This is a genomic window from Janthinobacterium sp. 344, from assembly GCF_900112025.1.
In the GTDB taxonomy this organism is placed as follows: domain Bacteria; phylum Pseudomonadota; class Gammaproteobacteria; order Burkholderiales; family Burkholderiaceae_D; genus Janthinobacterium.
On the sequence record NZ_FOKL01000012.1, the window covers coordinates 138378 to 151184 of the forward strand.

7 protein-coding genes are annotated in these 12807 nt (G+C 65.2%); 4 read left to right on the top strand and 3 right to left on the bottom strand.

The features are described from left to right. Positions 1-134 precede the first annotated feature (134 nt). The 4 genes from BM193_RS25375 (at position 135) to BM193_RS25390 (ending at position 7598) form a co-directional block, all read left to right on the top strand. Positions 135-1415 carry a multidrug effflux MFS transporter gene (locus BM193_RS25375; RefSeq protein ID WP_217638525.1) on the top strand — a complete coding sequence of 427 codons (1281 nt, stop codon included), beginning with the start codon at positions 135-137 and terminating at the stop codon, positions 1413-1415. 202 nt (positions 1416-1617) lie between these two features. Then, positions 1618-3780: an HDOD domain-containing protein gene (locus tag BM193_RS25380; protein WP_175533418.1), complete on the top strand. Its 2163-nt coding sequence runs from the start codon at positions 1618-1620 to the stop codon at positions 3778-3780. Positions 3781-3785: 5 nt separating this feature from the next. After that, positions 3786-5990 (top strand): EAL domain-containing response regulator, encoded by a 2205-nt coding sequence (locus BM193_RS25385; protein ID WP_092802761.1) that lies wholly within the window; start codon positions 3786-3788, stop codon positions 5988-5990. 3 nt (positions 5991-5993) lie between these two features. Then, a complete protein-coding gene (locus tag BM193_RS25390; RefSeq protein WP_092802758.1) occupies positions 5994-7598 on the top strand; it encodes an SEL1-like repeat protein in 1605 nt (534 codons plus the stop codon). Between the two features lie 6 nt (positions 7599-7604). Here the strand turns inward: BM193_RS25390 and BM193_RS25395 are convergent, their stop codons facing one another. The 3 genes from BM193_RS25395 to BM193_RS25405 are packed head-to-tail and all read right to left on the bottom strand — an operon-like array spanning position 7605 to position 12688. Then, positions 7605-9995: a TonB-dependent receptor gene (locus BM193_RS25395; protein ID WP_092802755.1), complete on the bottom strand. Its 2391-nt coding sequence runs from the start codon at positions 9993-9995 to the stop codon at positions 7605-7607. A 36-nt stretch (positions 9996-10031) separates the two neighbouring features. Next, entirely contained in the window at positions 10032-11363 is a 1332-nt protein-coding gene (locus tag BM193_RS25400; protein ID WP_092802752.1) for an MFS transporter, read from the bottom strand. Continuing rightward, positions 11360-12688, bottom strand: coding sequence for an LLM class flavin-dependent oxidoreductase (locus BM193_RS25405; protein WP_092802749.1), 1329 nt, complete (start codon positions 12686-12688; stop codon positions 11360-11362). The genes BM193_RS25400 and BM193_RS25405 overlap by 4 nt, the downstream gene beginning before the upstream one ends. Positions 12689-12807 lie beyond the last annotated feature (119 nt).

Below are 12807 nucleotides of genomic sequence, written 5' to 3' on the forward strand. Positions count from 1 at the left end.
ACTTTCGTACGGTTGCGCTTCTCGGCCACAATTGGCGGCCGCTCGCTATGGTTTTCTCAAATGTTTTAAGCGCTAAAAAATGCTGTATCACGCGCGCGGACCAATACAGGTCCGCGCGCCACTTTGGACCCGCCATGTTTCCCACCCCTCCGGCCGATGTGCCGCCAGATCCGGTCACGCCCGTACCGCCGCCGACTCCCAGCCACATGGCGCCATTGAGCCGCGGCGCACTGGCGATGATGCTGGCCGGCCTGTCGATGCTGGGGCCCCTGTCGATCGACACCTATCTGCCCGCGTTCGGCGCGATCCAGGGTTCGCTGCAAGCCTCGCCGCTGGAAGTGCAGCAGTCCCTGACGTTCTACATGCTGGCTTTTGCCGGCATGGTGCTGTGGCATGGCGCGATTTCGGATACCTTCGGCCGGCGCAACGTGATCCTCGTTTCCCTGTTGATGTTTTCCATCGGCTCGCTGGGCTGCGCCTCGGCGCACACGGTGCATTACCTGTGGTTCTTCCGCATTATGCAGGGCGTCTCGGCCGGCGCCGGCGTGGTGATCAGCCGCGCCATCATCCGCGACCTGTACTCGGATGCGGCGGCGGCGCGCTTGCTGTCGCTGGTGACGATGATCTTTTCCATCGCCCCCGCCGTGGCGCCCATCCTGGGCGGCTGGATCGTCATCTGGTTCGACTGGCGCTCGATCTTCCTGTTCCTGGCGTTTTACACGCTGGTGCTGCTGGCGTTCTGCTACTGGCGCCTGCCCGAAACCCTGCCGTTGGAAAAGCGCCAGCCCTTCAATCCCCGCTTCCTGGCGTCGAGCTATGGCCAGATCCTGCGCTCGCCCCTGTTCCACATCAAGGCCGGCATCGTCGCGCTCAACTTCGCCGGCCTGTTCCTGTTCATCACGGCCGCGCCGGAAATGCTGCCCAAGCAGCTGGGCCTGGGGCCATCGCAGTTCGGCTGGCTGTTCATCCCCTGCGTGAGCGGCATTTTCCTCGGCGCCGCGGCGGCCAACCGCATCGCCGGCAAGGTCACGTTCGCGCGCCAGATCGGCATCGGCTTTACCTTCCTGCTGTGCGCCGCCAGCGTCAACGTGGTGTTCCATTTGTTCCTGCCGCCGTCCTTGCCCTGGTCGGTGCTGCCGCTGTTCTTTTACACCTTCGGCATGTCGCTGGTGGGGCCGGGCGCGACCCTGCTGGCGCTGGACCTGTTCCCGCACATCCGCGGCACGGTGGCCTCGTGCCAGTCGTTTGCCAGCACCTTGCTGGGCGCCGTGGTGGCGGGTGTGATCTCGCCGCTGCTGTCCGGTTCGGTGCTGTGGCTGGCGTCGGGCCAGCTGGCGTTTACGGGGCTGGCGCTGGCCCTGTGGCTGATTTCACGGCGCTTCCGCCACCGTTTGCTGGGGCCCCTGAAGCGATAAGTTTCCACTGCAGAACGCTGGATTTATTTCAACTTAATTTTCTATATTGCAAGTAATATCCGGCGCTTATGATAAGATGACTTTTTCCCGGCATCCTCTCAGGCAGTCTATTTTTTGGTTACAGGAGTGGAGGATTCCTCTGAACGTGGCCGCGCTTCGCAGCTGAGCGCTCTTCCTTTTCAAACCGGCAATGCCTGATACGATGCATCAATCTGATCAAGATATTCGCAATCGCCTGCTGATTGCCCGCCTGCCGGCCATGCCGCAGATCCTCCTCAAGCTGATCGCCCACCTGCAGGCCGACGATGCCGGCATGCCGGAACTGGCCGCCCTGATCGCCAAGGATGCGGGCATGACCAGCAAGATCCTCGGCGTGGCCAACAGTTCCGCCTACCACCGCCAGGGCAAGGTCGTCAGCCTGGAACAGTCGCTCGTTTCGCTGGGCACGGACATGATCAAGACCCTGGTCATCAGCGAATCCGTGTTCCAGACCTTTAACAGCTTTCCCCATTCCGGCAGCACCGACTTGCGCGCCTTCTGGAAAAGTTCGCTGTCGGCCGCCGTCATGGCGCGCGCGCTGGCCAAGGCCATGGCTTATCCGCATGCCGAGGAAGCGTATCTGGCGGGCTTGCTGCACAACGTGGGCCGCCTGGCCTTGCTGGCCACGGCGCCGAAGGAATATGCCTTCAATTTCACGGCCCGCGACGATGCCGCCCTGTGCGCGGTGGAACAGCGCACCTTGCAGATCACGCATGCCGAGGCGGGCGCCTGGCTGATCGAACGCTGGCATCTCGATTCCTTCCTGGCCGACAGCGTGCTGTATCACCACGAACCGCTGGCGCGCCTGGAAGCGAGCCATCCCCTGATCCGCATCGTGCGCCTGGCGCATCTGCTGTGTTGCCACGCCGACGATGCGGAGTCCATCACGCAGGCGGCGCGCCTGTGCGCGCTGGACGAGGAAGTGCTGGAGACACTGATCGGCAGCGTCGCGCGCCAGGTGGAGCAGGCCGCGCAGCATCTGGGCATCGACCTGGCCGGCGCCGACGATATCGCCGTGCCGCCCGCGTTCATGCCACCGCCCGTCGATCCGGTGCAGCAGCGCCTGTCCGACGAAGTGCGCAACATGGTGCTGGTCTCGGAAGTGGGGCAGACCTTCGCCCGCCAGCAGGGCGAGACCCATCTGCTGGAAGCCATCACGCGCTCGGCGCGCATCCTCTTCGATTTCGAGACCACCGTCATCCTGCTGCAAAACCCCACCGGCCACGCGCTGGTCGGCGTGGCGGCGGGCGAGCAGCAGCAGCGCCTGGCCGGCTTTTCCATTCCGCTGGCCAGGGGCGGGCCGCTGGCCGCGTCGGCGCTGGAATGCCAGCCGGCCTTTTTGAAGCGCGACATGCCGGCGCTGGGCATCGTCGAGGAACAGCTGTTCCGCATCCTCGGCACCGACAGCCTGGTATGCCTGCCACTGGTGGCGGGCCAGCGCAGCCTGGGCCTGTTGATCGGCGGCGTGGCGGCATGGCAGATTCCCGCCTGCCAGAAGCGCGAAGGATTCTTGCGCGCCTTCGGCAACCAGGCCGCCAGCGCGCTGGAAACGGCGATCAGCGCGCGCGGCGCGGCGCGGCGCCAGCTCGATCACGTTGCCGAGGAATACCGCGAAGCGTCGCGCCGCGTGGTGCATGAAGTGAATAACCCGCTCTCCATCATCAAGAACTACCTGAGCGTGCTCGATCACAAGCTGGAGAAACAGGAGCCGGTGGCGGGCGAGATGGCCATCCTGAACGAGGAGATCGACAGGGTCGGCCAGTTGATCAATGGCCTGGCCGACCTGCAGCCGGTGGCGGCGGGCGGCGTCACCGATAGCGCGCGCGTGGTGGACGACGTGCTGCGGCTGTTCCGCGCCACGCAGTTCCTGCCGGCGACGGTCGAGGTGGTGACGCGCATGCATGATGCACCCAGCGAGGTGGAGGCCGATGCCGACACGCTCAAGCAGATCCTGCTCAACCTGCTGAAGAACGCCGTCGAAGCCTTGCCTGACGGCGGGCGCATCGAAGTGACGAACCGTGGCCACGTCAACCGCGACCGGCGCCTGTACCTGGAACTGTGCGTCAGCGACAATGGCGCCGGCTTGTCTCCCGAGGTGCTGGCCAAGCTGTTCTCGCCTGTGCGCAGCAGCAAGGAAGGCGCGCATCACGGCCTGGGCCTGTCCATCGTCCATGAGCTGGTCACGCGCCTGCATGGCGTGATCGGCTGCCGTAGCAGCAAGGCCGGCACGTCGTTTGAAATCCTGCTGCCGATCCCGCAGCCGCAGAGCGCTGCCGCCGCATCCGGCGCGCTGCCCGCGCCCGGCACTACCGCTTTATCTTCGTAACGTCCATGAATTCCTCCGCTACTCCGTTCGACCTGGAAAACAGTCCGCGCATCCTGCTGGTCGACGATGAACCCCGGCTGCTCGCCTCCCTGCACGAACTGCTGAAGGACCGCGGCTACCAGCTGTACACGGCCACCTGCGGCAGCGAGGCGCTGGCGCAATTGTCGAAACTGCGCTTCGACCTGATTCTGCTCGATTTGCGCCTGCCCGACATGAGCGGCCATGAAATCATGGACCACATCAACCGGCGCGGCATCGAAGGCGACGTGATCGTCATGAGTGGCGATGTCGGCATCGAGGCGGCCATCGGCGCCCTGAAGCGCGGCGCCTACGATTACCTGCGCAAGCCGTACAGCCGCGAGGAATTGCTCAAGACGGTGGAGAACGCGCTGCAAAAGCGCAAGCTGGCGCTGGAGAACGAACGCATCGCGCTGCAGCTGGAAAACTCGGAAAAGATGTATCGCTACCTGGTCGACAGCTCGCCCGACATCATCTATACCCTGAACCACGAAGGCCGCATCACCTTCATCAACGACCGCGTGCACCAGCTGCTGGGTTTTAGCCGCGAGGAGCTGATCGGCAGCCATTACTCGATCCTCGTGCACGATGAAGACCAGGAGCGCGCGCGCTATGCCTTCAACGAGCGCCGCATCGACGAGCGCGCCTCGCGCAATGTGGAACTGCGCCTGAAGTGCCATAGCGGCAGCGGCAGCGACCGGACTTTCAGCAATACCCTGATGACGATCCCGCTCAACTCGATCGGCATGCATAGCCTCGACCACGAGGCGCGGAAACAGGAATACTTCGGCACGTATGGCGTGGCGCGCGACATCACCGACCGCAAGCGCGCCGAGGAGGTCATCTCCTACCAGGCCTACCACGACATCCTGACGGACCTGCCGAACCGCATGCTGTTCAAGGACCGTCTGGGCCTGGCCGTGATCCAGGCGCGCCGCAAGCTGACGGAACTGGCCGTGATGTTCATCGACCTGGACCGCTTCAAGCTGGTCAACGATACCTTGGGCCATGTGAAGGGCGACGAGCTGCTGCAGCAGGTGGCGCTGCGCCTGAAGGATTGCCTGCGCCGCGGCGATACGCTGGCGCGCCAGGGCGGCGATGAATTCACCATCGTGCTGCCGGAACTGCGCGACCGCCAGGATGCGCGCCTGATCGCCGACAAGTTCCTCGAATGCCTGCACCAGCCGTTCGACCTCGATGGCAACCAGGTGCATATTTCGGCCTCGATCGGCATCGCCATCTATCCGGGCGACGGCGAGACCATCGATGAATTGCTGCGCCATGCCGACATCGCCATGTACCAGGTCAAGGCGCTGGGCAAGAATGGCCACAGTTTTTATCACGAGTCCATGCTCGACGTGTCGCACCAGAAGATCGCGCTCGAGCAGAGCCTGCGCAAGGCGCTGGAGCTGAACCAGCTGGAAATGTATTACCAGCCGCAGGTGGATGTGACGACGGGCCGCATCGTCGGCGCCGAAGGCCTGATGCGCTGGAACCATCCGCAGCGGGGCTTGCTGACGGCCGGCGAATTCCTGCCGTTCGCCGAGGAAAACGGCTTGATGCTGCCGATCTCGGACTGGATGCTGGGCGCCCTGTGCCGCGACCTGCTGCAGTGGAACGCGGCCGGCGGCGAAGCCGTGCGCCTGTCGCTGAATCTGTCGCCGCAATACCTGGACCGGGGCGACTTCTTCGAGAAGATGCGCGGCGCGCTGACGCGCTATGGCATCGCGCCGGAAAAGATCGAGGTGGAGATCACGGAAAACATCTGCATCCGCAATCCGCAGTATGCGATCGAGCAGTTGAACAAGCTGTGCCAGCTGGGCGTGTCCGTCGCCATCGACGATTTCGGCACCGGCTATTCCTCGCTGTCGTATTTGCACCGCTTCCCCATCCACACCATCAAGATCGACCAGTCGTTTGTGAAGGAAATCCACGACGAGCAGGGACACTATCCCGTGATCCTGGCCATCATCTCGATCGCGCGCGGGCTGGGCCTGCACCTGATCGCCGAAGGCGTGGAAACGGAAGGCCAGGCGCGCTACCTGCAGGACAAGGGCTGCACCACCATGCAGGGCTATCTGTACCACCGCCCCATTTCGCTGGGCAGCTTCATCGCCGTGCTGCAGGAGCAGAACCGCCTGATCGCCGGCAGCGCCAGCGGCACGCCGCAAGCGCTGGCCATCGAGGCCTGATCCATGGCCGTTGCCCCTCCCCGCCACACGGCCGCTCATAACACGGCCGCTCTTAGCACAGCTGCTCATCACACTGCCGATTACCTGCGCCTGAAAGGCCTGGCCGAGAAGGGCAATGCGAACGCCCAGCACAGCCTGGGCTTCATGCACTTCAATGGCCAGGGCGCCGAGCAAAGCTATGCGCTGGCCCTGCACTGGTATGGGCTGGCCGCCGCGCAGGGGCTCGAACATGCGCAATACAACCTGGGCGTGATGTGCCAGAAGGGCCAGGGCGTGGCGCAGGATTTTGGCCAGGCAGCGCACTGGTACCAGCAGGCGGCCGAGCAGGGCTACGCGGCGGCGCAGTACAACCTGGGCTGGCTGTATGCCAAGGGCCAGGGCATCGCGCAGGACAGCGGCCAGGCCATGCTGTGGTTCAGCCGCGCGGCAGAGCAGGGCGACGCGGGCGCGCAGAACAACCTGGGCATGATGTATGACAATGGCAAGGGCGTGCCGCAGGATTTCGTGCAAGCCATCAATTGGTACCGCAAGGCGGCCGAGCAAGGCTATGCGCGCGCGCAGTTCAACCTGGGCCTGCGCTATGACAATGGCCAGGGCGTGCGCCAGGACCGCCAACAGGCGACGGCCTGGCTGCGCAAGGCGGCCGAGCAAGGTTATGCGCCGGCCCAGTTCAACCTGGCGCTGCGTTATGAAAATGGCGACGTGCTGCCACAGGACAGCGGGCAGGCGATCATCTGGTACCGGCGCGCGGCCGAGCAGGGTCACGCCAGCTCGCAGTTCAACCTGGGCCTGATTTATGACAATGGCCGGGGCGTGCCGTGCGATAAACAGGCGGCCCTGGACTGGTACATCAAGGCGGCGGGCCTGGGGCATGCGGCGGCCCAGCACAACCTGGGGCTGCACCACGAACATGGCGCACACGATTATACGCAGGCGCAGGCGTTTTATCGCCAGGCGGCCGAACAGGGATTCCCCGCCGCCCAGTACCAGCTGGGACTGTTGTGCGAACATGGCCAGGGCATGCCGGAGGATGCGCAGCAAGCCGTGTACTGGTACCGCCAGGCGGCCGAGCAGGGCCACGTGCGGGCGCAGTTTGACCTGGGCCTGCGGCATGAAAACGGCCAGGGCGTGCCGCAGGATCTGGCGCTGGCGCTGGCGTGGTACCGCCGCGCCGCCGAGCAGGATTACGCGCCGGCGCAGTACATGCAGGGCGTCTTGCACGACCGCGACGATGGCCCCGCGCCCGACAGCCAGCAGGCCTGCGCCTGCTATTGCCGCGCCGCCGCGCAAGGCCACAGCCTGGCGCAGTTCGCGCTGGGCCTGCGCCACGATAATGGCCAGGACGTGCCGCAGGATTACGCCGCCGCCTGGGACTGGTATGCGCTGGCCGCGCGCCAGGGCCATGCACGGGCCCAGTTCAACCTGGGCCTGATGGCCGCCAGCGGCCAGGGAGGCCCGCTCGATTTGCAGCAGGCATATGTCTGGCTGTCGATGGCGGTGGCGGCCGGCGTGGCCGGCGCGGAAAAATCCCTGCGCCAGACAGCGGCGCGCATGCGCGAGTCTGAGCTGATCCTGGTGCGTCAACGCCTGGCAGCGCTGGCCGAGTAGCGCCGGCTAAAAGTCGTAGCGCGCGCTGGCGCCGAGCGTGCGCGGCTGGCCCGCCGACGCCGCATAGGCGTTCGTGCCCACGCCCGTCAAGCCGAGGAAATAGCGCTTGTCGAACAGGTTGCGCGCCCACAGCGAGAAATCCCAGCGCGCCTCGCCCTGGCCCACGCGCCAGCCTACGCTGGCATTGGCCAGGCCATAGCCGGGCAGGCGAGAGTAGCGCGAGTTATTGATGTCGCCAAAGCTGTCGGAGCGCAGCGCCAGGTTGGCATTGGCGTACTGCTCCACCCGTGCGCCGAGTTTCTGGCGCCACTGCACGCTGGTATTGAGTATCCATTTTGGCGCGCCGTTGACGCGGTTGCCGGCGATGCCGCGGCTGCCCTTGCCGTAGCCTTGCAGGGGATTGAGCGGATTGCCCAGGTCATTGAAGGTTTCGAACGGCGTCGGCCCCGTGCCATTGTCGAAGGTGGCGCTGGTGTAGGCGCCATTGACGGCCAGTTCCAGCTGGCGCGACAAACGCGCGCGCGCATCGAATTCGAAGCCCTTGCTGGTCAGGTCGCCGATGTTCGTCAGCACGCCGATATAGCTGGCCAGCGGCGCATACGGCACGTTCGTCACGCCCTGGTAATCCTTGACCTTGGTGATGAAGACATTCGCGTTGACGGTGAGGCGGCTGTCCAGCCATGCCGTCTTGATGCCCAGATCCAGGTTGCGCGCCTTTTCCGGCTCGATGATGATCGATTGCACGCCAAAGGCGGAACCGACCGAGGCGACGCCGTTGACGTTGTAGCCGCCCGATTTCTCGCCCTGTGAGAAAGTGGCGTAGGTCAGCACGTCGCGCTCTACCCGGTAGCTGGCGTTGAGCAGGCTGGCCACGTTCCTGTCGGTGCGGCTCAATGTGCCGGAATCCCAGAAAGCGAAGATCGGATAGGCCGTGTACGGGGAGGGATTGCCCAGCGCGTTTTGCACCACGCGGCCCTGCTTGCGTTCGGAGTTCAGGCGCAGGCCCGCGCTCAAGTCCAGCCTGGGCGCGACGTGCCAGGTTTCCTGGCCAAACACGGCGTAGCTGTCCGTCTGCGCTTCGCCATTGCCCGACATCAGATTGTTGTTCGGGTAGCCACCGCCCGAGACGGCCGACGCCAGCGGGCCCGTGTCGTAATGGTTGTAGCTGGCGGTCTTCTGGTGATACAGGTAGGCGCCCAGCACATAGTCGTAGGATTTGCCCGTTGGCGAGGCGAGGCGCAGCTCTTGCGAGAACTGGTGTTCACTGGTGCTGAAGCCGCCCGTCAATGCTTTCAAATCGCTGGAATCGAGGTCGTTCTTTGGTTCGAAGCGCCAGTCGCGCCAGGCCGTGATCGACGTCAGCGCATAGCTGTCGGCGCCGCTGCCGAGCTTCCAGTTCGCTTCCGCCGAGACGGCGTTTTGCCGCACCTTGGCCTGCTGCTGCTCGTCGATGCTGACGTTGTAGTCGTAGGGATTGAAAATGACTTTGGTGGCGCCCTTGGCTTGCAGCCACAGGCCGTAGTTGGTGGCGTTGCCGGGCAGGCTGCCGCCGGCCGCGCCCCGGTTCAGGGGGCCGTAGGCGTATGGCACCAGGGTGCCGGTGCTGGAGTCCTCTTCATTGTGTTCGGCGATCAGGCGCAGGCTGAAATCCTGGTTCGGCTTGATCAGCGCCTGTGCGCGCACGCCCTTGCGGTTGATTTCATTGAAGCGGCGATCATCCTGCAGGTTCTTCAGCCAGCCATCGTCGTGCGTGTCGTAGGCGGCGATGCGCACGGCCACCGTGTCGCTGATGGGCCCCGAATATCCCCCCTTGAACTGGCGGTAGCCGCGCTGGCCCAGCGCTACCTCCAGGTGGCCTTCCTTCTCAAAAGTCGGCAGGCGCGTGCTGATATTGAGCACGCCGGCCGTGGTGTTCTTGCCGAACAGGGTGCCTTGCGGGCCGCGCAGCAGGTCGACCTGTTCCAGGTCCAGCAGGTCGAACACGGCCTGGCCGGGACGCCCCAGGAAGACGTTGTCCAGGTAAATGCCGACACTGCCTTCCAGGCCTTCGTTGGCCGTGTTGTTGCCGATGCCGCGCACGGCCACGCTGGACTGGCGCGCGTGCAGGAATTGCGAGGTGATGTTGGGCAGCGCCTGTTGCAAGTCCTGCACCTGGTAGAGCCCTTGTGCTTCGAGCTGGGCGCCGCTGACGACGGTAATCGGCGCCGGCACGTCCTGCGCCTTTTCCTGGCGCCGGCGCGCCGTGACGGTGATGCTGGGCACTGCGCCGCCATCGTGCAAGGCGGGTTCGCTGGCGACTGGCGCATCATCGGCGCGCGCGGCACCCAGGGGGCCGAAGACGGCGGCGATCAGCAGCGCGCGGGAAGTCAGTGTGAGGGGATGGTTTTTCTTGGACATCGTTAAGCCTGTTCTTAGCGTGATGATCGGTGTTTTTTACAAGGGCTGCAACTGGTGCTGCGCCACTTTGCCCAGGTCGCGGCGGTAGTAGCGCAGTGCCAGCAGCAAGGTCGTCAGCTGCAGCGCGCCGCCGGCCAGCGCCAGGACCAGCAGGGCGTCGTTGAGGCCAAAGCGGTTCGACAGCAGGCCCGCCAGCACGGGGCCGGGCACGGAGCCGAGCAGGTGCAGGGTGACGACGGCGCAGGTGGCGGAAAAAGGACGGAAGGCGGGGTGCACGAGTTCCTGCGTCATCGCCAGCGGCCCCGTGCCGGCCGCCGAAACGACAAAGGCGCCGGCGATCACCAGGCCGTACTGCCATGCCAGGCCATGCACGATGCCGAAGGCGCTGCCCAGCATGGCGGTGGCGGCCAGCGAGGCGGCGATGGGGAACAGCAGCTTGGCCAGTTCGTTGCGGCGGTTGTAGTGGTCCATGATCCAGCCACCGAGCGGCACGCCGATGATCGACAGCAGCATCACGCCGCTGGTCATGAAGGAGGCCTGCTGCACCGGGATGTCGTGGAAGCGATTCAGGTAGGTGGGCAGGAAGAACACGGCCGGCACCCATTGCAGGGTGCCCATGGCGGCGCTCAGGTAGGCGAACACCAGCGAGGGCGTGCCGGCGATGACGGCCAGGCGCCCGCGCAGGGCCGGTTCGCCGGGAGACTTGGCGGCGGTGTCGCGCACGCTGACGGTCTGGTAGTCGTGGCCGCGGTACAGCCACACGGCGATCAGCAGGCCGGGCAAGGCCATGATGCCCAGCGCGTGGCGCCAGCCGTAATGCGTGGCGACATAGCCGCCCAGCGCCACGCCCAGCGCCATGCCGATCGGCTGCGCGGACGAGAACAGGCCCAGGGCCAGCTGGCGCCGGCGCTTGGGAAAGGCGGCGCTGATCCAGGTGTAGGCAACCGGCGCGTAGCCCGCTTCGCCCGCCCCCACCAGGGCGCGGCTGGCGGCCAGCTGCGTGACGCTGCCCGCCAGGCCGCCGGCGGCCGAGGCCAGGCTCCAGATGACGCCCATGATGCTGGCCGTCTTGACCCGGCTCCAGCGCTCGATGGCGATCGAGGCGGGAAACGCGCACAACACCATGCCCAGGGTCAGGATGGAACTGAGCATGCCGGCCGTGGCATCCGTGATGTGCCACTCGGCCTTGATGGAAGGGATCAGCGCGGCGAGGATCATGCGGTCGGCGAAGTCGAACACCATCAGCAGGCATAGCAGGCTGAAGGTCTGGACCGTGCGGCGACGGCCGAACAGATAGTCGTTGGCTGGCGTGGCGGCAGGTGGCGATGCCGGCGCTGGCGGCGTCGCGGGCAGGGCGGCGGCGCTCATGCCGCCAGTCCCAGTGGCCGGGCCAGGCCCAGGTGTTCGCGCAAGGTATGGCCGCTGTACTCGGTGCGGAACAGGCCGCGCCTTTGCAGTTCCGGAATCACCAGGTCGACGAACGCTTCCAGGCCATGCGGGAAGGTGGGCGCGAGAATATTGAAACCGTCGGCGGCGCCGTTCTCGAACCATTCCTGCAGCTGGTCGGCGATGCTTGACGGCGTGCCCCAGATGACGCGGTGGCCGCGTGCGCCAGCGGCGCGCTGGTAGACCTGGCGCAGTGTCAGATTGTCTTTCCTCGCCATGTCGATGAACAGCTGCACGCGGCTTTGCCAGCCTTCGCCCAGTGGCAGTTCGGGGAACGGTTCGTCGAGCGGATATTTGCTCAGGTCGACGCCCGTCAGGCCCGACAGCAGGCCCAGGCCGATGACGGGGTCGATCAAGTCCTGCAACTGGTCGTAGCGGGCCTTGGCCTCTTCCTCGGTGGCGCCGATGATGGGCATCACGCCGGGCAGGATCAGCAGCTCGTCGTTGCCGCGGCCGTGCTGGGCCAGGCGGGCTTTCAGGCCGCTGTAAAAGGCTTGCGCGCCGGCCAGGGTCTGCTGTGCCGTAAACACCAGTTCGGCCGTGGCGGCCGCCAGTTCCTGGCCATCCTCGCTGGAGCCGGCTTGTATCAGTACGGGATAGCCCTGCACGGGGCGCTGCGATTGCAGGGCGCCGCGCAGCTTGAAGTATTTTCCTTCGTGTTCGAGCACTTTCAGCTTGGCGGGATCGAAGAAATTGCCGCTGGCTTGATCGAACAGATAGGGATCGTCGCCCAGGCTGTCCCACAGGCCCTTGACGACATCGACATACTCGCGCGCGCGCTGGTAGCGCTCCGTGTGCGGCACTTGCGCGGACAGGCCGAAGCTTTTCGCTTCCCAGTCCGTGCCCGAGGTGACCAGGTTCCAGCCGGCGCGTCCGCCGCTGATATGGTCGAGCGAGGCGAACTTGCGCGCCAGGTGGAACGGGTGCAGATAGGTGACAGAGGTGGTGGCCACCAGGCCGATATGCTCGGTGGCGCCGGACAGGGCGGCCAGCAAGGTCAGCGGCTCGAAATAATAGGGCAGGGCGGCGCGTGCCAGCAGCGCTGGCGGGCCTTCCGGAAAACCCACCGTATCGGCGAAGAAGATGGCGTCGAACTTGCCCCGCTCGGCCACGCGGGCCAGGTGCTTCAATGGCTCCAGCCGCGTGGCTTCGGCGGGATCGACATCGGGATGGCGCCAGGCGGCAATGTGATGCCCGACACCTTGCAAAAATGCCCCCAACCGCATTTGTCGCTTGCTACTGCTCATGAGCCGTTCCTTGAAAGAAATGAATACAGGCCCAGAGCGTAGCTAGGGTGTCAACTTTGCCGAACGAATATATGTGGATATGGATATGCGTTTCCTCCACCTCAACGCTTCCTGCAGAG

Coding starts and splice junctions, on each gene's coding strand:
- BM193_RS25375 (WP_217638525.1), top strand. CDS start 135: ATGTTTCCCACCCCTCCGGCCGATGTGCCGCCAGATCCGGTCACGCCC.
- BM193_RS25380 (WP_175533418.1), top strand. CDS start 1,618: ATGCATCAATCTGATCAAGATATTCGCAATCGCCTGCTGATTGCCCGC.
- BM193_RS25385 (WP_092802761.1), top strand. CDS start 3,786: ATGAATTCCTCCGCTACTCCGTTCGACCTGGAAAACAGTCCGCGCATC.
- BM193_RS25390 (WP_092802758.1), top strand. CDS start 5,994: ATGGCCGTTGCCCCTCCCCGCCACACGGCCGCTCATAACACGGCCGCT.
- BM193_RS25395 (WP_092802755.1), bottom strand. CDS start 9,995: ATGTCCAAGAAAAACCATCCCCTCACACTGACTTCCCGCGCGCTGCTG.
- BM193_RS25400 (WP_092802752.1), bottom strand. CDS start 11,363: ATGAGCGCCGCCGCCCTGCCCGCGACGCCGCCAGCGCCGGCATCGCCA.
- BM193_RS25405 (WP_092802749.1), bottom strand. CDS start 12,688: ATGAGCAGTAGCAAGCGACAAATGCGGTTGGGGGCATTTTTGCAAGGT.